Origin of the sequence: Geothrix alkalitolerans (assembly GCF_022808885.1) — a bacterium.
Taxonomy (GTDB): Bacteria; Acidobacteriota; Holophagae; order Holophagales; family Holophagaceae; genus Geothrix; species Geothrix alkalitolerans.
On record NZ_JAKZLE010000002.1, the window covers coordinates 581,855 to 603,825 of the forward strand.

Sequence of the window (21,971 nt, forward strand, 5' to 3'; positions counted from 1 at the left end):
CCGCCGGCCCTCGCCCAGAGGGAGAAAGCCAGGTGGGCGCCCCGCGGCGTCACGGCCCTTGAACGATGTCCCGCATCGCCCTGCGGGCCCTTCCTTGCGGAGCATCCCACCTGGCTTTCTCGCGGCCCCGTCGGGGTTGTGTTAGGCACTCTTAGATCAGGCTTCCCGTGTGGCGGGCAGCATGCGGTCGTACACCCAGAGCAGCACGGCCGTGAGCACGCCCACGCCGATGATCGTCCAGAGCATGCCCGCCGGCTTGTGCGTCACCTCACCAAAGTGGTGCATCAGCTTCCCGCCGAACCAGCCCCCGATGAGGGAGCCGAGGCCGATGGGGAGGAAGGCGAAGCCCATGTAGGTCCCCTGCTGGCCTGGTGGGGCGAGGCGCGAGATGTATTCGTAGTAGCGTGGCGACTGCACGATCTCCCCCAGCGCGACGCAGACGAGCGTGATGATCACGCCCGTCACGGTCGGCCTGAAGATCAGCACGATCCAGGCGAGGGACGACATCAGGGTGCCGATCGTGACCGCCTTCACCGAGGCAATCTTCTGGGTAGCCAAGTTGATCAGGACTGTCAGGGAGATCACGACCAGCGGGCCGGTCATCAGCAGCAGCTCCGTGTCCGCCTTCGGATCGATGTACTTGGCGACATACAGGGGCAGCGTGATGAACTCCTGCCAGTACACCACCCAGTACCCCGTGAAGATCAGCAGGAACAGCATGAACTTCGGGTTCGAAAGGACGGTGAGGAAGTTCCTGCCCGTCTCCGCCAGGGAGGGAGGCGGCACATCGCCGTCTTTGCGAGGCTCCTTGAACAGGAGCAACACCGCAAAGAACATCAGGAACACACTGATGGCCGCCACGCGGAATACATTCTCCACGCTCATGTGCCGGTGGACGTACGACGCGACAAAGGGACCGGCGGCGCCGCCGATGTTCACCAGCGTGTAATAGATCGAATAACCGATGGAGCGGACATTCTCCTTCGAGGCGCGTGCGGTGGTTCCCACCACGGCCGGCTTCACCAGCGCGATGCCGAGGGCCGGCAGCATCAGCAGGAACGCCACGAGCGCGCCGAGCGGCACCAGGCCGCGCACCGGAGCCATCCAGGAGGAGCCGAGCGATCCCAGAAGGAAATAGGAGCAGCTGAGAATCAGATAGGCGAGGGAGAGCGCGCGACGGAAGCCGAGGCGATCGGCGACCGCGCCTCCGAAAGCCGCCAGGAACCAGACCAGCCCCCCAAACAACCCGGCAAGGCTGCTGGCGTCCTGGGTCGGAAACCCCAGGGATTCGTTCAGGTACCGGGCCAGGGAGGCGAAGGCCGCGTAGTAGGAGAGCCGCTCGAACAGCTCGCTGACGTTCGCGACCCAGAAGGGCCGCTCGAATCCGTCGCGGATTTCACGCAAGCGTCGAGCTGGGCTCAAGGGACCTCCTGGGGAGTGATGGTGACCTTCGATCTTCCCGGGGAACCGGAGGCAGGGTCAACCCATGCCCTCCAGGAGCCTGCCTGGGGAACACCCGGAAGGCCGCGGTTCTCCCGCCAGAGGCCCCGGTGGCCTGCTGTGTCCCTACTTACCGGCTTTCGCGAACTCCACCACGGCCTTGAGCATGTCACCCACGGACATGATGCCCACCAGCTGCCCCTTGGCATCCACCACGCACAGGCCGTAGAGCTTGTGGTCGAGGATGGCCTGGGCGGCCGTGGCCAGATCGGTATCCGGCGTCACCGTGATCGGATGCAGGTTCATGACCTCCTTCACGGCGGTCTTGGAAAGCAGGTAGTGGACTTCCCAGGTGTCCAGGGAGGTCGCCTTCCCGGGAGTGTAGTCCTTGATCATGCGCTCGGTGATCAGGCCGACGAACTTGCCCCTGGCCATGACGGGGAGCCGCCGAATGCCCTTCTCCTTCATGAGATGGATGGCCTCGATGATGGAGGCGTCCTCCTCGATGGTGATGGGGTTCTTGGTCATCCACTTTTCGACCGTGTTCATGACGGGTCTCCTCACATGCCCAGGAAGGCTTTCTTGATGTGTTCGTTGGCGAGCAGTTCCTCTCCGCGGCCCGTCATGAACACGCGGCCCGTCTCCATGACGTAGGCGCGGTGCGCGATGCGAAGGGACTGGTAGACGTTCTGCTCCACGAGAAGGATGGTAACGCCCTGCTTGTTGATGCCGGTGATGATGTCGAAGATGTTCTTCACCAGCAGGGGCGACAGGCCCAGCGAGGGCTCATCCAGGAGGAGCACCTTGGGGTTGGCCATGAGCCCCCGGGCGATGGCCAGCATCTGCTGCTCGCCGCCGGACATGGTCCCGCCCAGCTGCTGCTCCCGCTCCTTGAGGCGCGGAAACAGCTCGAAGACCCAGTCGATGTTCTTCTGGCGATCCGCCCGGGTGGCCTTGACGTAGGACCCCATGCGGAGGTTCTCCATGACGGTCATCTCCGGAAAGATCCGGCGCCCCTCGGGCACCTGGACGAGCCCGGCCTCGACCACGTGATGCGGGAGCATCCTGCCGAGGTCCTTGCCCTCGAAGGTGATGCTCCCGGAGGCGGGCTTGACGAGGCGCGAGATGTTCTTGAGGGTGGTGGACTTCCCGGCGCCGTTGGCGCCGACCACCGTGACGATCTCGCCTTCGTGGACTTCCAGGTCCACGTCCCACAGGACTTTCAGATCGCCATAGGCGAAATTCAGCTTCTCGACCTTAAGCATGGCTCTCACCCAGATAGGCATCGATCACGTCCTGATTGCTCACCACCTCCTGGGGGGTGCCTTCGGTCAGCTTCTCGCCGGAGGTGAGGACGACGATCCGGTCAGAAATGCGCATGATGGCCTTCATGTCGTGCTCGATCACCATCTGCGTCAGGCCTTGCGCCTTGATGTCCAGGATGAGCTGGATGATCTCCTCACTCTCGGCGGGGTTGAGGCCACCCATGACCTCGTCCAGCAGCAGGAGCTTCGGCTGCGTGGCCAGGGCCCGGGCCACCTCGAGCTTCTTCCGCTCACCGATGGGCAGGCCCCCGGCCAGGAAGTCCGCCCGGTGCTCCATGCGGACCACCTTGAGCTGCTCCATGGCCATGTCCCGGGCGGTCTTCAGCGAGATGGTTCGGGCCAGGGCACCCACCATGACGTTGTCCACCACCGACAGCTTGGCCAGAGGGCGGACCTTCTGCCACGTCCGGACCATGCCGAGCTTGCAGACCTTGTCCGGCTGGAGTCCGTTCATGCGCCGGCCATCGAAGAGGATCTCACCTTTGGAAGGAGGGTAGTAGCCGGTGATGCAGTTGAAGAGGGTGGTCTTGCCCGCGCCATTGGGCCCGATGAGGCCCATGATCATGCCCTGCTCCATGGAGAAGGACACATCGGAATTGGCCGCCAGGCCTCCGAAGAACTTGCTGACGTTCTTGATCTCCAGGATGGGCATCAGGCCGCCTCCCGCTTCCGGCGCGAAGCCAGTTTCTTGACGAAGCCCATCAGGCCGTCCGGCATGAAGAGGATCACCAGCACCACGAGGATGCCGTAGATGAGGACGTGGGCGTGGGCGAGGTTCTCCTTGAGGAAGAGCCCCACCTTCGAATCCGCGCTCACGAGGCCGATCTTCACGAGCCCCTCGGTGATCATGTTGCTGCGGAGGGCCTCGGAGAGGGGCACGAGCAGCAGGGATCCGAGCACCGGGCCCCAGATGGTGCCCATGCCGCCGATGATGCAGATCAGCATGATCTGGACGGAAACATCCAGCCCGAGCACCGTGGGGGGATCGACGAATCCGACGTAGATGCCATAGAAGCTCCCGGCCAGCGACGTCAGCACCGCCGAGATGACCAGCCCGATGTTCTTGTAGACCGAGATGTGGATGCCCAGGGAGTGGGCCGCGTCCTGGTCCTCCCGAATGGCCTGGAAGTAGTAGCCCAGCTTGGAGTGCTGAACCCAGTAGGTGATCGCGAGGGTCAGCAGGGCCAGGAAGAGGCCGATGTAGTAGAAAGGCACCTTTGTGAGGAAGTCCGTCACCACCCGCTCGCCGATCTTGAAGGCGGGGATCTCGGTGACCAGGATGCCCTCGGCGCCGTTGGTGAGCGTGGTGAGGTTGATGGCGGACAGCCGCATGATCTCGGCCACCGCGATGGAGGCCAGCACGAAGTAGGGGCCGCGCAGCCTGAAGCAGATGCTGCCGATCACGAGCGCCACGACGATCACTGCCGCGACGCCTGCCCAGACCCCCACCCAGGGCACCACCTGCCTGGAATACATGAGCATCATGGTGGTGTAGGCGCCCACGCCGAAATAGGCCGCGTGGCCGACGGAATACTGGCCCGCGTAGCCCCCGAGGATGTTCCAGCTCTGCCCCTGGGACACGCTGAGGAACAGCAGGATCATCATGTGAAGTGCGTACGGGCTCTCCACGAAACGCGGAACAACCAGGAGGCCCGCCAGTACGATGAGGCCGATCGCGGCCTTGAGCATGCTCTTGTTCATGTCGTCCTCCTCAGGTCCGCGACTTGCCCATCAGGCCCGAGGGCTTGAAAAGGAGTACGAGCAGGAAGAGCACGAAGACCACCACATCCTTCCATCCGGAGGAGATGTAGACCGCGCTCATGGATTCGGTGATGCCGATGAGGATCCCACCCAGCGTGGCCCCCACCACGCTGCCCATGCCACCGAGCACCGTGATGACGAAGGCCTTCAGCGTGAAGGTGCCGCCCACCTGCGGGAAGATGTAGTAGGTTGGCGAGATCAGCGCGCCGGCCGTCCCGGCCAGGGCCGCGCCGAGACCGAAGGCGATGACGGACATGCGGCTGACGTTGATGCCCATCAGCTGGGCGGCGTCCCGGTCCTGGGCCGTGGCCCGGATGGCCTGGCCCGTGTCCGTCTTCAAGAGGAACCAGCCCAGGGCGGCCGTGATGACGGCCGTGATCAGGAAGGAGACCAGCAGTGGGGTGGAGATCGACACTCCGCCGCCCACCTGGATGGTGGAGGAGGAGTACGAGGTGGTGAGGATCTTGTAGTCCGACGTGAAGATCAGCATCACCGTGTTGCTCATGACGAGGCCCAGGCCGATGGTCAGCAGGATCTGGTTCTGGGCGACGGCGTTGAGCACGCGGTTGATGAAGACCTTCTGGAGGAATCCCCCGAAGAAGAACATCAGCGGGAAGCTGATGAGCACGGACACGAAGGGGTCCACGCCCATCAGCGTGAACAGCAGGTAGGTGAGGTACATCCCCACCATCATGATGTCGCCGTGGGCGAAGTTGATGACGCGCATCACGCCGAAGATGAGCGTGAGCCCGATGCCGATGAGCGCGTACACGCCACCGATCAGGACGCCGCTGATGAGAGATTGAAGGAAGACAGCCATGGGTGCGCAGGACTCCGAAGGGAGAGCCCCAGTCCGGCTTTGCCGGACTGGGACGCGGGGGCCCGGGGGTGTGCGCGCAGCGCGGAATCCCCGGCCGGGTAGAGCCTTACTTCCACTTCGGGAAGGGGAAGATCGGCTTCTTGGTGGCGAACTTGGCGGGCAGCACCGTTTCGTAGTTCCCGTTGATGATCTGCTGCACGAGCATCTGGTGGTTGTTCTGGTTGGTGAAGCCGTCGTAGTCGGCGAACTGGACCTCACCCATGACACCGTTCCACTTGCCGGCCTTCAGTCCTTGCTGGGTCTTGATCCGGTCGCCACCCGCATTCCTGGCGGTCTCCGCCATGATCATCATGGAGGCGTAGGCGCAGGCGGCGTGGTAGGTGGGCTCCTTGCCGAACTTCGCCTTGAAGCGGGCCTCGAACTCCTTGGCGCCGGGCCAGTTCACATCGCCGGTCCACTGGGTGCAGGAGATGACGTTCTCGGAGATCGCGCGCTCCTTGGCGAACTCGGGCGTGGTGAAACCCGCGCCGGCGCCCAGGAAAGCCTGGGGCTGGAGACCCACTTCCTTCGACTGCCGCATGAGCAGGATGGCGTCGGCCACGTACGAGACCATGAACACCAGGTCCGGGTTCTTCGACTTCACCTTGGCCAGGGTGGACCGGTAGTCCGCGGCGCCCTTGGGGTAGGGTTCATCGGCCACGACCTGCATGCCCTTCTTGGCCACATACTCCTTGGCGGTCTTGGTCGTGGACGTTCCGAAATCCGTGTTCTCGTAGATGAAGGCGATGGATTTCGGCTTGCCGAGGGCGGCGGCGGCATCGATGAGGCTGGAGGCGTACTTGTCAGCCGGAGCGTTCATCCGGAAGACGTACTTGAGGCCCTGACGCGTGATCTCCTCCTTGGCGGCGGCAGGGATCAGGAGGGGGACCCGGTACTTCTCCGCCAGCTTGGCGACGGCGTTGGAGCAGGCCGAGGTGTAGGGGCCCACCACGCCCACGACGTTGTCGCGCGTGGCCAGCTTCTCCATGGCGCTCATGGATATCTGCGGCTTGCCCGTGTCGTCCTCCCACACCAGCTGGAGGTTGATGCCCTTCTTCTTGAGGTCCTCTTCGGCAAGCTTGATGCCGTTGGTGATGTGTTCCCCGATGGGTGCCTCGGGCCCACTCATGGAGTTGATGACGCCGACCTTCTGCGCCATGAGACACGGAGAGAGGGCTAGGGCGGCGCCCAGGGCCAAGAGGTGCTTTCGCATGCCAGCTCCGATGCAAAAGAGATGTGGTTGGAAGGTATCGGGATTCTACACCTGCTGGAGGTCAAAAAAATCACGGAACTCGCGGGTTGTGACCCGTGAGTTCCGTGGCTGCGCAGAGAGAAGGATCTGCCGGGTAGAACGTGCTCTGATCAGAAGCCGATCATGACCGAGGCGACCAGGCTGTCGCCACCCTGCTCGCCGGTCTGGCCAGCGCGGGGGGCCAGGAAGTTCTTGCTGCGGTGGACATAGTCCAGCTTCAGCTTGCCCGCGCTGTACTTCGCGGGGTTGAACAGGAGGTTGTAGCCCACGGTGACTTCGGTGTACTTGGGGCTGTAGTCGCCACCGGCGGTGGGCTTGTAGGGGTTGGTCGCGGTGTACCAGTCGTCGCCGGAGTTGTAGTTCATCATGTCATAGCGGGCGGTGAACCAGTGACGGCCCATCTTGTAGGCGCCATCCACGACGAAGCCCTGGAACTTCTGATCGAGGTGCTCGCGGAGGGGATTGGTCGTGGCGGCCGCGAAGAGGGTGGGGTACCGGCGGCCCAGCAGGCCCGTGGCGAACTCGGCGCTGGCATGCCAGGTGGCGTTGTCGAAGGCGTAGTAGGCACCCATCAGGGTGGTCTTGTCCTTGTTGTCCTTGATCTGGGCGGCGCTGACGTAGCCGGCGGTCACCCAGGCGGAGGCGTTGTTGGAGGTGGCGTCCTTCAGGTTTGTCACGCCCTCGCGGTAGTAGGCGCCGAACTTGTGCTCGGGGCCGTAGGCGAACTCGACGCGGGTGGTCCAGTCCTTCTGGGCGTTCAGGTCGTTGTTCTTGCCGGCGCTGCCGTCATCGGTGGTGCCGTTGGAGACGGCGAGATTGATCTTGCCGTTCCAGGCCTTGGCGTCGCCCCAGCTGTAGATGCCCCAGACGCCGCGGTCGCGCTTGTCGCCGAACACGCGGTTGATCTGGTTGCGCTCGAAGAACAGGATGTTCGTGGCGGCCACCATGGTGGCCTCGTAGGTGGTCGGCATCTTGAACTGGCCGGCCTTCACGGTGAAGCCATTGCCGACGTTCCAGGTGATGACCGCGTCGTGCAGCACGTTGTTGCCGACGCTGGAGGTGGAGTTGTTCGGGTCGAACATCAGGTTCCAGCTGACGTCGTCGGTGATCTTGCCGTTGAGGTAGATCTCGGCGCGCTTCACCGCGAAGGTGTTCTCCTGGAACCGGGAGTCGAGGCCGTAGTACTTCGAGGCACCGGCCGTGGCGGTCGCGTTGTTGCGCAGGTTGCTGTCCAGCATCTGGGTCTGCCAGAACTCGATGAGGACGCCGGTGAGCTTGACGTCCTGGGCCTGGGCCTGGGTGACCCCGGCGGCGAGAAGGGCGGCAACGCCGGCAAGGCGGGTGATCTTCATGGGTGGGCTCCTAATGAGGGAGGGTTGGGAGGATTGAAAGGAGAGGAGTGGCGTGGACGAATCAGGTCAGACCACCAGATGTCTGGGACATCAGTCGCGGAATATCTGGGGGCTGATCAAACGGATTCAAGCTAAACGGGGGAGTCGCTTGCGTCTATCAAAAATGAACCAAAAGTTCCAATGGTTGTGATGATGGACACAATGGTGTGGCGACACCCCGAGGGCCATGGGACTGGCAGGGGATCTCTGCGCTTTCGCAAGGACCGACCGGCTCAGGTTCTTACTGGTCAAGAACCGTGGGTAGATTGGGTAAATTCAGGTTTCCATAAGCCTGCACCTCCTGTAGAAAACCGGGACCGGCAAGGGTTCAGCTGAATTCACGTCTCAGACACAGGACCGTACCTGCGTTTTCGCGGGCATGTCACAGGGAGCCGGGAACCTTTCCCCATCGGCCTGTTGGCCCCTAGGAGACCCCATGAAGCGCACGCGCACCCTCAGCCTGGCGGCCCTCGCCCTGGCCGCCCTGCCCGCCTCGGCCCAGACCGCGAAGATCGGCGGCGACATCCAGCTCTGGTACACGCAGATGATGGACAGCAACCTGCGCTACAACAGCGCGGCTCCTGGCGGGTACTACAACCTCCGCAGCGAGTTCAAGGAGAACACCTTCTCCGTCCGCCGCACCGAGATCAAGGTCTCCGGCAACATCGCCGAGGGTGTGGATTACGAAGTCATGTTCGATCCCTCCATCTCCACGGGGACGTCGAACCCCATCATCCTCCAGGACGCCTTCGTGGTCTGGAAGCCCATCGCCGGCATCGACGTGAAGGCCGGCCAGTTCAAGAACCTCCAGACCTACGAGGGCGTGACCAGCTCCACGGAACTGCTCTTCGCCGAGCGCAGCCAGCTGGGCCGGATGTTCGGCGACAAGCGCGACCGCGGCCTCGCCCTCGGCTACTCCTACGGCGACCCCAAAGGGTTCGCCGGCAAGGTCACCGCGGCCGTGTTCAACGGCATGAACGACGCGACCTCCGGCAAGACCAACGACACCAACGCCCAGAAGGACTTCGTCCTGCGCCTGGACTTCAGCCTGGGCAAGGTGCATAAGTTCGGGGCGTACACCCTCCAGGGGACGACCGACGTGGCCGACAAGGGCAACCCCTCCACTGCCATCGCCGCAAACCCCGGCGGCACGTGGCCTAGCCAGGCCACCATCTACGACAACAAGGACAAGACCACCAACCTGGGCGCCTTCTACGCCTACCAGGACGGCACCTGGACCTTCACCGCGGAATACATGACCGGCCTGCTGGGCCGCCGCTTCGCCACTCTCGCCACCAGCGCCCCTGTGGTGAAGCGCGAGCACCTGGACCAGAAGTTCACGGGCTACTACGTGACGGGCGGCTATACCTTTGGTCCCCACAGCATCCTGGCCCGCTACGACCTGATGAACCTCAACAGCGGGGACGACTGGTACACGGCCACCAACCCCTACACCACGAACGTGGCCACCGGCCTGCCCACGGGCACCGACTACAGCCCCAAGTACACCGAAGTCACCGTTGGCTACACCTACGCCTGGATCCCCGAGAAAGTGAAGGCCGCCAACTTCAAGCTCAACTACATCGCCCGCAGCAAGAACTTCCTCCGGCCCTTCGGCGCCGAGACCGGCGAGCAGGGCGGGAACACCGTCGTCGCCGCCCTGCTGGTGGCGTTCTAGGCTTCCCCGGCCATTCCCGGCGATCCAGCCCAGGCCTGCCTGACCGGGCAGGCCTGGGCTTGCCCGTGCCGTCCGTGGGCGGATCGCGCGCTTGGTGGGGCCCGCCGCGCCATGGATACTTGAGCGGATGATGGACTGGACGAACTTCTCGTGGGGTCCGTTCGAAGGCAAGCTGCTGTGGGATATCCTCCGCAACCTGGCCCTCAACGGCATGGGCGCCTATTTCGTGACCCGCCTGAGCGCGGTGCGCCGCGCCCTCACGGGGACCCGCTCCCGGCGTCTGGACACGCTGGTGCTCATCCTGGTCTTCGGGCTGTTCTCCATCCTCGGCAACTTCCTGGGGCTGCCCATCCACGGGGCCCTCGCCAACACGCGCATCGTCGGGCCCATCGCTGGCGGACTGATCGGAGGACCTTTGGTGGGGGCCGGGGCCGGCATCCTGGGAGGCCTCGTCCGCTATGGCATGGGGGGCTACACCGCCCTGGCGGCCCTCGTGGCGAACGTGCTGGCGGGCCTCGTGGGGGGCTGGGTCCAGACCGGGCTGGGCTACCGGCGGATCACGGTTCCCGTGGCCTTCCTCACGGGCGTGGCGGGAGAGCTGGTGCTGAAGGCCTGCATCCTGACCCTGTCCAAGCCCTTCGACATGGCCTGGAAGCTCGAGAAGACCATCGCCTTGCCCACCATCCTGGCAAACGCCACCGCCGTCGCCATCTTCCTCCTGGTGGTGAAGGACGTGTACCGGGAGCAGGAGAAGGCCACGGCCGACGCCCGCACCCAGGCGCTCCAGGTCCAGGCGGAACTCCAGGCCCTCCGGGCCCAGGTGAACCCGCATTTCCTCTTCAACACCCTGGCCACCATCGGCGCCCTGACCCGCACCAGCCCCGACCGGGCGCGGGAGATCGTCAAGCATCTGTCGGAGTTCCTGCGGAGGTCCCTGCACCGCCGCGAGGAGCAGATCCCCCTGGCCGAGGAGCTGAAGACGGTAGAGCTCTACCTGGGCATCGAGAAGGCCCGCTTCGGTCCCCGGATCGCCAGCCGAGTCGAGGTGGACCCGGTCCTGTCCCGCGCCCTGGTGCCCGCGTTCGCCGTCCAGGTCCTGGTGGAAAACGCCATCAAGCACGGGATCGGCCCTCGGCCGGAAGGCGGACGAGTACAGGTGACGGCGGGACGCGAGGGCGGACGGCTGCTCATCCGAGTCGAGGATGACGGGTTGGGCCTCCCCCAGGTCCGGCTGGACCAGATCAACCGTCGGGAGCCCGAAGGCTACGGGGAAGGCAGCGGATTGCGGAACCTGCAGCGCCGCCTCGAGCTGTTGTGCGGCGATCCCGCGGGGCTGACGCTCTCCCGGGCCCGGGAGGGCGCCGGCACACTGGCTACCCTGGACCTGCCCCTGAGCGAGGAGGTCCCATGAAGCGCCTCAAGGCCGTCCTCGTGGACGACGAACCGCTCATCTGCGGGGAGCTCAAGTGCCTGCTCGAGGAGCAGGGCTGGGCCTGGGTGGTGGGCGTGTACCACGATGGCCCCTCGGCCCTGGCCTTCCTCGAGGCGGAGGGAGCCGACCTGGTCTTCCTGGACGTGGACATGCCGGGCATGGATGGACTGGAGGTCGCGCGGCGCCTGCTGTCCCTGCCGAAGCCTCCGCGGGTGGTCTTTGTGACCGCCCACGCCTCCTTCGCCCTGGAGGCCTTCTCGGTGAAGGCCGTGGACTACCTGCTCAAGCCCTTCGACACCAGCGACCTCCGGCGCGTGGCGGAGCGGGTGCTCCCCCCATCGGCCCCGGCTCCGCAGCCGGACCGCGAGCCCTGGGTCCGCACCCTCCTCGTGGAGCACGGAGCGAGCCTGGAGGTGGTTCCGGTAACCAGCATCCGCCTGGTGCAGGCACGGGAGCGGGAAGTGATCGTCGAGACGCTCGACGGCCGCCAGTGGCCGATCCGCGCCAGCCTCCGGGACCTGGAGGAACAGCTGGATCCGCGGGTGTTCCTGCGGTGCCACCGCAACTTCATCGTGAACCTCGACCAGGTCCAGCAGCTCACGCCCTGGCTCAACCACGGCTACCTGCTGAAGCTCCGGGCCCCCCGGGACCAGAAGGCCGCCGAGGTGCCGGTGGGCCGGGCTTACGCCGACCGGATCCGGTCCCATTTCCACCTTTGAGGTTTCTGTAGGGCCGCTCGTGGGCGCCTGAGGGCCGTTCGTCGCCCGGGGGATGTTCTTGACCCCCTGGTCGCGATCTGATGCCAGTGGCGGGCCGAGGGGCCCGATCGCGCACCGTCGAGGAGGATGGACATGGGTCCAAGGAAAATCGCATCGCTGGTGGCCGCGTTCGCGCTGCTCGCCGCCATCCTGTGGCTGACGCCCGCCGTCAAGGGGCTCAGTCCCCAGGGCAAGGCCTCCATCGCCGTGGCGGTCTTCGCCATCGTGGTGTGGGTCACGGAGGCCCTGGAGGACGCCCTCAGCGGCCTGGTGATCGTATTCCTTCTGGCCGTGCTGAAGGCGGTCCCCCTGGCTGCGGCGTTCGGCGGGTATTCCAACACCGCCCTCTGGCTCATCGTGATCGGCTTCATCATGGCCGGGGCCATGGAGAAGTCCGGCTTCTCCAAGCGGGTGGCCCTTTGGCTCGTGGCCCGGGCTGGAGGCAGCATCACCCGCATCTACTGGGCCGTGGCCCTGGTGATGGCGGTCATGACCTTCCTGGTCCCCTCCATCACGGCCCGCACCCTGCTGATGCTTCCGATCATCCTCGGCATCGGCCAGGCGGTGAAGGCCGAGCCCGGGAAGAGCAACACCATGAAGGCCCTGATGTTCATCGTGGCCATGAGCGGCACGATGATGAGCCTGGGCGTGCTCACGGCCCACGTGGGCAACCCCATCACGGCGGGCCTCATCGAGGCGGCCACGAAGCGCGCCGTCTCCTGGTCCTATTGGCTGAAGGTGGGCGGCATGCCGGCCTTCCTGTTGGCGTTCCTCAGCGTGTTCGTGATCCGCTGGATGTGGCCCCCCGAAGCCGAAGCCGCCAGCGGCGGCGCCGACTACATCCAGAAGGAGCTCGAGGCCCTCGGTCCCTTCTCGGCTGCGGAGAAGTACACCCTGGCGGTCTTCCTGCTGACGCTGCTCCTCTGGGCCACGGACGCCTTCCACAAGGTGAACGTCGTCCTCGTGGGGGCGGCCTCCGTCATCGCCCTGCTCTGGCCAGGCAAGGGCATCATGAAGTGGAAGGAAGCCCAGACCCGCGTGCCCTGGAACGTGTACGTCCTCTACGGGGCGGGCCTCTCCCTGGGCACGGCCCTGGCGTCCTCCGGCGCGGCCAAGTGGATGGCGGGCGTCTTCCTGGGACCCATCGCGGGGATGTCCCATGTCCTGCAGGTGATCATCCTCATCTGGGTCGTGACGGCCCTCCAGATCTTCTTCACGGGAGGCGGCCCGAAGACCACGGCCCTCACGCCCATCGTCATCGCCCACGCCCTGGCCATCGGCGTGGATCCCATGGCCTTCGCCCTCGTCCTCGGCATGAACATGCAGCACCAGTACCTGCTGCCGGTCACCAACATGCCCAACGCGGTCGCCATGGGCAGCGGCCATGTCACCTCCCGGGAGATGATCCGCACGGGCGCCGTCATGAGCGTGCTGGCCGCCGCCTTCATGTCCCTGGTGGCCCTGACCTACTGGTACTGGCTCGGCCTGACGCGGTGATCCCATGACGACCTTCACCGCATTCGAACCGGAGGTGCTGGACGGTTTCCGCGACGCCGTCGGCCGCGAGCACGTCATCGAGTCGCCCCTGGAAGTCTTCGGGTACTCCTACGACGCCTCCTTCCTGGCCCTGGACCGGAACACGATGCCCCAGGCCGTGGTGCGCCCCCGGACCACCGCGGAGATCAGCCGGGTCATGGCCCTCGCCCACGAGCGGCGCATTCCCATCACGCCGCGGGGGGCCGCCAGCGGCCGGACTGGCGGATCCGTGCCGCTGCAAGGGGGGATCGTCCTCTCCCTGGACCGCATGACCTCCATCCTGGAGCTGGACACCGCCAACATGATGGTGAGCGCCGAGCCTGGCGTTCGCACCGTGGACCTCCACGACCACTGCGCCGGCCACGGACTCTTCTTCCCCCCGGACCCCGGCAGCTGGAAGTTCTCCACGCTGGGGGGCAATGTCGCGGAGAACGCCGGAGGCATGCGCGCCGTGAAGTACGGGGTGACCCGGGACTATGTGATGGGCCTGGAGGTGGTCCTCGCGGACGGCGCGATCCTCGAGACCGGGGGCAAGGCCGTGAAGAACGTCACCGGCTACGACCTCACCGGCCTGTTCGTGGGCTCGGAGGGGACCCTGGGCATCGTCTCCCGGGCCCTCTTCCGGCTCCGGCCCCTGCCGAAGGCCCGGGGCGTCCTCCGCGTGGTCTTCCGCACCATGGACGAGGCCTGCGCCGCCGTGCAGGAGATGCTGCTGGACGGCGTCACCCCCTCGGCGGCCGAGATCATGGACGCCACCTGCCTGGAGGCGGTGGCCCGGGCCCGGAACACCCCGGTGGAGGAGGGCGCCGGCGCCTGCCTCATCCTGGAGATCGACGGGGATGGCGCCGAGGCCCTGGAAGCCCAGTCCAGGCGGATCGGGGCCATCACCGACCGGGCCGGTCGCATCGCCTTCCGCTCGGCGGCCTCCCGCGAGGAGACCGAGGCGATCTGGGCCGAGCGCCGGGGCCTCAGCTCCGCCGTGGCGGCCATGGCCCCGAACCGGCTCGGCGAGGACATCTCGGTGCCCCGTAGCGCCTTCCCCGAAGTCGTGCGACGCATCAACGCCATCTCGGCCTCCAGCGGCCTCCGCATCCCCGTGTTCGGGCACGCCGGGGACGGCAACCTCCACCCCTCCGTGCTCTGCGACCTCGCCGACCCCGACCAGGCGGCCCGGGCCCACCAGGCGGTGGACGGCATCTTCCAGGCCGCCCTGGACCTGGGGGGAACCCTGTCCGGCGAGCACGGCATCGGCATCACCAAGCGGCCCTACTTCGCGGATGCCGTGGGCCCCGTGAGCCTGGAGACGCACCGGGCCGTCAAGCGGGCCCTGGATCCCCTGGGCCTCCTCAATCCGGGGAAGATATGGTGACCGCCGCGACGAAAGCCGGCCCGGGGCCCTTCACGGCCGCCCGCGGGAAGGTGCTGGGCTGCGACCGCTGCGGCACCTGCCTGCCCGTCTGCCCGCTGTTCCAGGTCCAGGATGTGGAGCGGGCCAGCGCCCGGGGCAAGAACGCCCTCGTCCGGGGGCTGGCCGAGGGCCTCATCCCGCCCGACCAGGAAGCCCAGGAGGCCCTGGAGTTCTGCCTCCTGTGCCGGGCCTGCACGGACGCCTGCCCCGGCAAGGTCCCCACGGACGAGGCCATGCTGCAGGTCCGCCAGGCCCTCGCCGACAGGCTGGGCAGCACCCCGCTCCGCAGCCGCTGGATCGGCCGGGTGCTCCGCCGCCGGAGGATGGTCGGTCTGGGCGCCGCCACCCTGGCCGGGTTTCGGGCCGTGGGGCTCCACCGCCTGCTGCCGTCCCAGCTGGTGCCCCGGGAGACCTCCCGGCAGGCCTACCTCGAGAAGCACGTGGGTCCCGCGCTGCTGGGCGCTCCCGATCCGAGGCCGGAACCCGCCCTCCATCCCGGCGCCAAGGTCGCCTACTTCCAGGGCTGCGGCATGAAGCTGCTCTTCCCGGATGCCTCCCGAAGCACGCAGCGGATCCTGGCCCAGTTCTCACCCTTCCAGCGGCCGGACCATGCCTGCTGCGGCCTGCCCCACCTCGCCCACGGCCAGCGCGAGGCCTTTCTCGAGCTGGCACAGGAGAACATCCGGGCCTTCGAGGCTGCGGACCTGGTGGTGACCGACTGCGCCAGCTGCAGCGGGACCCTCAAGCACCTGGCGCCCTGGTTTGCGGATGATCCCGTCTGGGCGGACCGGGCCGCGCGGTTCTCCGCCAAGGTCATGGACCTGACGGAGTACCTCGCCGCGGCCGGCTACCGTCCTAAGGCGCTTCCCGGAGCCACCTTCACCTACCACGATCCCTGCCACCTGGCCCGAGGCCAAGGGATCCGCCGCCAGCCCCGGCAGCTCCTGGAGCAGGCCGGGAAGCTGATCGAGCTGAAGGAGAAGGAGCGCTGCTGCGGCGGCTCCGGCAGCTTCCACCTGGAGCACCCCGAGGCGGCCGAGGCCATCCTCCGGCGCAAGCAGGAGGACATCCAGGGAACCGGAGCGCAGGTCGTCGTCACCGCCTGCCCCGGCTGCCTGATCCAGCTGACCCGCGCCGCCGAGCAGAGCGGCGGGGCCTTCCAGGCCATGCACATCAGCCAGGTCATCTGAGACGGGCGGCTGGACCGCACGCAGACCGCAAGGTCCCTCCCCCTCTCGATGCCCTTCGAAAGGAGGAAGGACCTCGGGAAAAGCTCAGGGCTGAGGCTTCCCTGCCGTCTTCACGTAGGTGTCGAACCAGCGGACCATCTCGTAGAGGAGCTGCTCGTTCGATTCCCGGGCGGTGTACCAGTGGGGCTCGAAGGGGAGCATGACCAGGCGCGTGGTGCCGCCATTGCCCCGAATGGCCTCGTAGAGCTTGGTGGCCTGGAGGGGCGTGGTCCCCGGGTTGGCATCATCGGCGCCATGCATGATGAGCAGGGGGGTCTTCAACTTGTCCGCGGAGAAGAAGGTCGAGACCTTGCGGTACACCTCGGGGGCTTCCCACACGGACCGGCGCTCATTCTGGAATCCGAAGGGCGTCAGGGTCTTGTTGTAGGAGCCGCTGGTGGCCACGCCCGCCTTGAACAGGTCGGAGTGGGCCACCAGGTTCGCGGTCATCAGGGCCCCGTGGCTGTGGCCGGTGACGCCGATGCGGTCGCGGTCCACCACGCCCAGCTCCACGGCCTTGTCCACCGCCGCCTTGGCGTTGGCGACGAGCTGCTCCAGGTAGGTGTCGTAGGCCTTGGTGGGATCGCCCACGATCGGGAAGGAGGCGTTGTCGATGATGGCGTAGCCCGCCAGCAGCAGCAGCCGGTAGTTCCGGAGCCGCGTGAAGGTGTACTGGGAGCCGCTCACCTGTCCCGCCTTGGAGGGATCCGCGTAGTCCAGGGGGTAGGCGTAGAGGATGGCCGGCACCCGGGTGCCCTCCTGGTAGCCCGGCGGGGTGTAGAGCGTGAAGGACAGGTCCACTCCATCCGCGCGCTTGTACTTGACCAGCCGCTTCCTGATCTTCCGGATCTCAGGCGTCGGGTCGGGGATGTGCGTCACGGCGCTCCGGGTGGACGTGAAGACGGCCTCTCCAGCCTCGGCCTTCACACCCTTGCCCAGGCTGCGGAGGTAGGCATTGGGCGGATCCAGGAGCGACTGGTGCCAGGTGAGGAACCGCTTCGAGTCCTTGCCCGTGAAGCCCACGAACTGCTCGAATTCCACCTTGCCGGAGCGGAACAGCCGCGCCGACTTGAGGGTGCGCAGGTCCAGGCTGTCCAGGAAGGGGCGGTCCCCGTCCGGCGACGCGCCGCCGCCGCGCAGGAAGATCGTGTCTCCCTCCTGCCGGAGCACCCAGGTGCCGTCCGGCCGGATGCTCATGACCGGCGAACCCGGATCAGCGTACTGCTCCTCCGTGGACATGTCCCAGAGCTTCCGGGGCGCCTGCTTCGGATCGTCCGGATTGACGATGAAGGTCCGCTGCCAGTGGCGGTTGTGGTCGTATTCATACCTCAGGGCCACGCCGGGCCTCGCGGCCCACTGCAGGCCTTGGTACCGCTGCTCCGTGCGGAAGAGTTCGACCGGCGCCCCGGTGAAGGGCGCCTTCAGGGCCATGACCTTGTCCCGGTGGGGCACCTTCACCTTCCAGTCGCCGCCATCGAGGGCCTCCACCCAGAGCAGCGTGGCCGGTTCCGTGGGCCGCCAGGAGAACTGCCGCGGGCCGAGGGGCTCGCCATGGATGGGCACTCGGTCGGCCAGCGGCAGGGAGGCGATGGGCTGCTTCGCGATGGCCCCGGGCACCGCGATGTCCCACACCGCGACCTCCTTGGGGAAGCGGTCGAAGGTGGTCACGTAGGAGTAGGGCTTCCGCAGCGCGGTCACCAGGAGGTGTTGCCCGTCGGGCGCCGAGCGCACCTGCAGGTAGCGGTCAGGGATCCCGATCGGAGTCGCGGCACCCGTCTCCGCGTTCACCAGCAGCAGCTGGGCTGTGGCGTAGTAGTCGAACAGGTCCTCATCATGGGGGCTTCCCAGGGTGTCCCGGGTCTCGTAGGTGCTGCTCTGCCCCTTTCCGCCCATGGACTCCTGGATGCTCGGTCCCGGCGGCACGGCCGGCGCCACGGGCGCCTTGCCTAGGTTCGCCGGAACCGCCTTCACCACCAGGGTCTTCTGGTCGGGCATCCACTGGACGTCGCCGCCGAGCATCTGGTTGACCCAGACTCCGGGGATCTGTCGCACGGCGCCCGTGGTGCCGTCTCCCACCCACAGCTCCACGGAATGGTCGGTCACCCGGGAAAAGGCGAACGCCGTTCCGGTCGCGTTCCACTGAGGGGCCTGCACGATGCCGCCCGCCGGCAGCTGAACCTTGGTGGTCGCGCCATCCGGGATGCGGACCAACTCGAAGCTGCGGACCGCCGGTGGAATGCCGTAGCCCCCGGGCGTGTCGTGCTTGCTGTGGTTCCCGGGTTCAACGCGGACGCCCCCAAGGCGCAGGTAGGGGGTGGCCACGCGGGAAATGGAGGGATAGTCCTCCCAGGACACCAGCAGCATCCGGTCGAGGGAGGGGCTGATGCTGGGGGAGGCCGGCGAAGGGGCCCGCATGGCCTCCAGGATTGCCTTCGGGGGCTGGCTGTAGCCCGTCGCCGGCTTGGCCTGGGCCCAGACCAGGGCCGGCGTGAGGCTCAAGAGCCCCAGCCACGCGGCCGAACGCTGGAATGCATGGTTCCTGGACAAAGGCTTCCTCCATGAAAAGGGGATCAGAGGCGATCGACCGGTCACAAGACCGCGCTGTCATCCTGGGTGGAACCCTATACATACCAGCCCAACTCCGCCTGGATGGGGGCGAATTCCACAGGAGGATCGGATAAAGCCTCCAGGAGCGCGCCCGGCCCCGCACGGGGGAGGCCTCCGAAAAGCTTTTCGGGCACCATGCTCTCCATGTGCGGCCGCTACACCTTCACCTTCACCGCCGAGTCCCTGGCCAAGGCGTTCGGAATGGTGCCGCCCGGCTTCACGATACGGGAGGGCTACAACCTCGCTCCCGGCCGGTACATCGTCATCGTGCGCCCGGAGCGGGACCAGCGCGTGGCGGACGTGGCCTTCTGGGGCCTCATTCCCGGCTGGGTGAAGGATCCCAACGCCTTCGCCAAGCCCATCAACGCCCGCGCCGAGACGCTGGAGGAGAAGCCCTCCTTCCGGGGCGCCTTCCGGCGCAAGCGATGCCTGATCCCCGCCTCGGGGTTCTACGAGTGGAAGGCGGAGGGCCGCGCCAAGCAGCCCTTCTACATCCACCCCACGAACCCCGGAGAGCCGTTCGCCTTCGCGGGCCTGATGGAGGACTGGCACGGCCCGAACGGCGAGCTGATGATCAGCGCCTGCATCATCACCACCGAGGCCAACGCCCTGATGGCGGCCATCCACACCCGGATGCCCGTCATCCTCCCCCGCGAGGCCTGGTCCCTCTGGCTGGATCCCGCGGCCCAGACAAGCGAGCTGCGCCCCCTGCTGGCACCCTTCCCCACCGACCAGATGGCCGCCCACCCCGTGGGATCGGCTGTCGGAGATGTGCGGAACGATGGGCCCGAGCTGATCGCTCCAATCCAGACCTGACCCGGCGACCAAGCGGAACGGCCTCCGAAGGGACGACAGAAAGCGGCTGCCCCGTACGCAGGCTGAAGCCGAAGACATGAAAAAGGCCCACCGGTTCGGGTGGGCCTAAGTGCTGAAATGAGTGGTGGTCCCGGAGCGACTCGAACGCCCGACCCTCAGATTCGTAGCCCAAAAAACCGGGCCTCGCAGAACTTCGTCAAGCAACTTCAAACCTAGGTCATCTTCTTTATTTTATTCTTTTATGATGTTTAACACTTTTTGGCGATGCTTGGCATTTCTCATTTTCTAGAGTCACGCTAGAGTCATGGAATCGCCTCCGGACCCTACGGTGGACATAAGGAGGCCACGAGATGGCGAGTAGGGCGGAGCAGGCCGAAGGGCTCAGGAAGCGGGCGGCCGAACTGAAGGCAAGGGCACAGCGGATGGAGGCGATGGACCAGGCGGCCGAACGCCGGCGACTCAACCACAAGAAGGTGCTGATCGGGGCGGCCGTGCTGGCTGCTGTGAACGATGGGCGGCTTGAGCTTCCGCTCTTGATGAAGCTCATGGATAAGTTCTGTAAGCGGAAATCCGATCGAGCCCTGTTCGGCCTAGAAGCCCAATAGGTCTAGGTTCCAGCAGGCCCGTCATCGCGAAGCGATGCCGGGGGCATCACCCCCGGCATCCAAGCAGTAACCTGGTCGCAGGAACCGGAGTGCAAGGGTTCCCGGAGGCCGGACCGCGCAGCGGGTAGGCCGAGGACAACCCTTGCACGGAAGGTCCCCGAAGGGGCGAGACCGCCGTAACGGGGTGCAGCATGCAGCCCGCCAGGCGGCGAGTCCGAGGCCTACCCACGGAGGGCCTGGTAAATGGGCAGCCTCAAAATGGTTCCAACGAATCGCAGACGGATCCTGCGCAACCGCCTGGTGCCCTCATTTCGCCACTAAAGAAGACTCCTCGCGCCTTCAATGCATTCGCAGATGGCTTTCCTGGTTTGCGGAGGCCTCTCTGAGCAAATTCAGCTGTTCAAATTCCATGCAGAAGCGGACAGCCAACAACCTAGAGTCACGCTAGAGTCATAAAACAAAAACGGCCACCGCGCAGGTGGCCGTAAGTGTTGCATTGAGTGGTGGTCCCGGAGCGACTCGAACGCCCGACCCTCAGATTCGTAGTCTGATGCTCTATCCAGCTGAGCTACGGGACCGCACTGAAAGAATGATTCTACCGGATCTGCGCCGGCTGTCCATCCCAAAGGCGCAGGGGCGCGGTGCGGGAGGCGGCGCAGGGTCGGCCGGTGAGGTCGGTGGCCAGGCGGTCCATGAGGGCGCGGGCGGTGGTGAGCTTGCCGCCGAGCACCAGCGTGAGATTCGGCAATTGGGGATGGCGCTCGAGCACGGCCTCCCGGCTGAGGTGGGTCGTGGCCCCCCGGGCCGCCACCAGCGGCCGCACGCCCAGCTCCTCGGCTCGCACCGTCATCTCGCGCCAGGGGAGGATGGGCAGGTTGGCCTCCAGGGCCTTGAACAGCTCCTCGCGTTCGGCCTCCAGGATGGGAACCCAGCCGTCCGTCACCTCGCGCTCCGTGGTGCCCACCTGCAGCATGCCGTCCCGGGGGATCACGAAGAGGATGCGGCCCTTGGGACGGCGGATGGCCCAGGGTCGCTCGCAGCCGGGCACCGCGTCGAACCAGAGGTGGATGCCGGCCGACAGGCGCAGGCGCTTCCGCGTCTCGCCGAACCAGCGCGCCATGGCGCCGTCCGTCCAGGGCCCCAGGGCGAACACCCAGCGGCGGGCCGCGAGCTGGCGCAGGGACCCGTCCCGGCGATCCACGAGGTGGAGCAGCTTCAGGCCGTCGCGGTCCTGCTCGAACCGCTCCGCCTCGTGGAAATCCAGGGTCAACGCCTCGCTGGAGGCCGCCAGATCCTTAGTCAGGTCCCGGTCCCAGGTCATGAGGTCCGCGTAGGCCGTGGCCCCGCGGAAGGGACCGAGGGTGGCCCGCGGATCGATCAGGAAATCCGGCCTGGGCACGCGCCCCAGGCGCAGGTCCGCGGGCCAACCGGGCCGCTCGGAGCCCCAGAAGTCGTAGAGGCCGATGCCCACGCGATGCGCGAGCCCTTCGAGCCGCGTCCGGTGCGGCATCCAGAAGGCCTCCCAGCGGCAGCGGCGGGGGGCGATGCGGGCCCAGGTCGCGCGCTCGGCCAAGCCCTCGCGCATCTGGCGGATGTCGCCGGTGAGCATGTAGCGGATGCCGCCGTGCAGGAGCTGGCTGGACCACTGGCTGGTGCCACCACCCACCTCGCCGCGATCCACGAGGGCACAGGACACGCCGCGGAGCGTCAACTCCCGGGCCAGGGCCGCGCCATGGATGCCGGCGCCCAGGATGGCCACCTCGGCCTCCAGGCGGGCGGGGAGCGCGCAGGATCCCTGGGGTGGGGCGGGCCAGGCCATGTCCGACATGTTCACCTCGGAAGCAGTGTGCCGGGATTCCACCAGGATTCGTATG

At 66.5% G+C, this 21,971-nt stretch carries 18 protein-coding genes and 1 tRNA gene; 8 read left to right on the forward strand and 11 right to left on the reverse strand.

All coding sequences use genetic code 11. The features are described 5' to 3' along the window. Nucleotides 1-156 precede the first annotated feature (156 nt). The 8 genes from MLJ35_RS06740 to MLJ35_RS06775 all read right to left on the reverse strand — a co-directional run bounded on the left by MLJ35_RS06740 (nucleotide 157) and on the right by MLJ35_RS06775 (nucleotide 7,989). Nucleotides 157-1,422: an MFS transporter gene (locus MLJ35_RS06740; protein ID WP_243321928.1), complete on the reverse strand. Its 1,266-nt coding sequence runs from the start codon at nucleotides 1,420-1,422 to the stop codon at nucleotides 157-159. 144 nt (nucleotides 1,423-1,566) lie between these two features. Further along, entirely contained in the window at nucleotides 1,567-1,989 is a 423-nt protein-coding gene (locus tag MLJ35_RS06745; protein WP_243383679.1) for a CBS domain-containing protein, read from the reverse strand. A gap of 11 nt (nucleotides 1,990-2,000) precedes the next feature. Beyond that, a complete protein-coding gene (locus MLJ35_RS06750; protein WP_243383680.1) occupies nucleotides 2,001-2,705 on the reverse strand; it encodes an ABC transporter ATP-binding protein in 705 nt (234 codons plus the stop codon). Further along, nucleotides 2,698-3,417 carry an ABC transporter ATP-binding protein gene (locus MLJ35_RS06755; protein WP_243321931.1) on the reverse strand — a complete coding sequence of 240 codons (720 nt, stop codon included), beginning with the start codon at nucleotides 3,415-3,417 and terminating at the stop codon, nucleotides 2,698-2,700. Before MLJ35_RS06755 ends, MLJ35_RS06750 begins: the two co-directional genes overlap by 8 nt. Continuing rightward, nucleotides 3,417-4,466 carry a branched-chain amino acid ABC transporter permease gene (locus MLJ35_RS06760; protein WP_243321932.1) on the reverse strand — a complete coding sequence of 350 codons (1,050 nt, stop codon included), beginning with the start codon at nucleotides 4,464-4,466 and terminating at the stop codon, nucleotides 3,417-3,419. The genes MLJ35_RS06755 and MLJ35_RS06760 overlap by 1 nt, the downstream gene beginning before the upstream one ends. Before the next feature lie 10 nt (nucleotides 4,467-4,476). Further along, the gene (locus MLJ35_RS06765) at nucleotides 4,477-5,346 is read right to left on the reverse strand and encodes a branched-chain amino acid ABC transporter permease (protein ID WP_243293365.1); all 870 of its coding nucleotides are present in this window, start codon (nucleotides 5,344-5,346) and stop codon (nucleotides 4,477-4,479) included. Between the two features lie 106 nt (nucleotides 5,347-5,452). Then, nucleotides 5,453-6,598, reverse strand: a complete 1,146-nt coding sequence (locus MLJ35_RS06770) for an ABC transporter substrate-binding protein (RefSeq protein ID WP_243383681.1) — start codon at nucleotides 6,596-6,598, stop codon at nucleotides 5,453-5,455. A gap of 149 nt (nucleotides 6,599-6,747) precedes the next feature. Beyond that, a complete protein-coding gene (locus MLJ35_RS06775) occupies nucleotides 6,748-7,989 on the reverse strand; it encodes a porin (protein WP_243383682.1) in 1,242 nt (413 codons plus the stop codon). A 475-nt stretch (nucleotides 7,990-8,464) separates the two neighbouring features. On the opposite strand from MLJ35_RS06775, the gene MLJ35_RS06780 reads away from it, so the two are divergent. From MLJ35_RS06780 to MLJ35_RS06805, 6 genes are all read left to right on the forward strand, one after another. After that, entirely contained in the window at nucleotides 8,465-9,706 is a 1,242-nt protein-coding gene (locus tag MLJ35_RS06780) for a porin (protein WP_243383683.1), read from the forward strand. Nucleotides 9,707-9,836: 130 nt separating this feature from the next. Continuing rightward, complete coding sequence (locus MLJ35_RS06785) at nucleotides 9,837-11,117, forward strand: LytS/YhcK type 5TM receptor domain-containing protein (protein WP_243383684.1); 1,281 nt, start codon at nucleotides 9,837-9,839, stop codon at nucleotides 11,115-11,117. After that, on the forward strand, nucleotides 11,114-11,857 hold the full coding sequence (locus MLJ35_RS06790; protein WP_243383685.1) for a LytR/AlgR family response regulator transcription factor: 744 nt from the start codon (nucleotides 11,114-11,116) through the stop codon (nucleotides 11,855-11,857). The genes MLJ35_RS06785 and MLJ35_RS06790 overlap by 4 nt, the downstream gene beginning before the upstream one ends. A 132-nt stretch (nucleotides 11,858-11,989) precedes the next feature. After that, complete coding sequence (locus MLJ35_RS06795; protein ID WP_243383686.1) at nucleotides 11,990-13,393, forward strand: SLC13 family permease; 1,404 nt, start codon at nucleotides 11,990-11,992, stop codon at nucleotides 13,391-13,393. 4 nt (nucleotides 13,394-13,397) lie between these two features. Further along, on the forward strand, nucleotides 13,398-14,801 hold the full coding sequence (locus MLJ35_RS06800) for an FAD-binding oxidoreductase (RefSeq protein WP_243383687.1): 1,404 nt from the start codon (nucleotides 13,398-13,400) through the stop codon (nucleotides 14,799-14,801). Further along, nucleotides 14,798-16,030 carry a (Fe-S)-binding protein gene (locus MLJ35_RS06805; protein ID WP_243383688.1) on the forward strand — a complete coding sequence of 411 codons (1,233 nt, stop codon included), beginning with the start codon at nucleotides 14,798-14,800 and terminating at the stop codon, nucleotides 16,028-16,030. The genes MLJ35_RS06800 and MLJ35_RS06805 overlap by 4 nt, the downstream gene beginning before the upstream one ends. Before the next feature lie 84 nt (nucleotides 16,031-16,114). Here MLJ35_RS06805 and MLJ35_RS06810 read toward each other — a convergent pair whose 3' ends face one another. Next, nucleotides 16,115-18,616 (reverse strand): alpha/beta hydrolase family protein, encoded by a 2,502-nt coding sequence (locus MLJ35_RS06810; RefSeq protein WP_243383689.1) that lies wholly within the window; start codon nucleotides 18,614-18,616, stop codon nucleotides 16,115-16,117. 195 nt (nucleotides 18,617-18,811) lie between these two features. Between MLJ35_RS06810 and MLJ35_RS06815 the strand changes: the two genes are divergently transcribed. Together MLJ35_RS06815 and MLJ35_RS06820 are read left to right on the forward strand one after the other, a co-directional pair. Continuing rightward, nucleotides 18,812-19,492, forward strand: coding sequence for an SOS response-associated peptidase (locus tag MLJ35_RS06815; RefSeq protein ID WP_243383690.1), 681 nt, complete (start codon nucleotides 18,812-18,814; stop codon nucleotides 19,490-19,492). A 350-nt stretch (nucleotides 19,493-19,842) separates the two neighbouring features. Next, nucleotides 19,843-20,097 (forward strand): mobilization protein, encoded by a 255-nt coding sequence (locus MLJ35_RS06820; protein ID WP_243383691.1) that lies wholly within the window; start codon nucleotides 19,843-19,845, stop codon nucleotides 20,095-20,097. Nucleotides 20,098-20,598: 501 nt separating this feature from the next. On the opposite strand, the gene MLJ35_RS06825 is transcribed toward MLJ35_RS06820, so the two are convergent. Together MLJ35_RS06825 and MLJ35_RS06830 are read right to left on the reverse strand one after the other, a co-directional pair. Beyond that, a tRNA-Arg gene (locus MLJ35_RS06825) sits at nucleotides 20,599-20,675 on the reverse strand. A 17-nt stretch (nucleotides 20,676-20,692) separates the two neighbouring features. After that, nucleotides 20,693-21,925 (reverse strand): FAD-dependent oxidoreductase, encoded by a 1,233-nt coding sequence (locus tag MLJ35_RS06830; RefSeq protein ID WP_243383692.1) that lies wholly within the window; start codon nucleotides 21,923-21,925, stop codon nucleotides 20,693-20,695. Nucleotides 21,926-21,971: the final 46 nt, after the last annotated feature.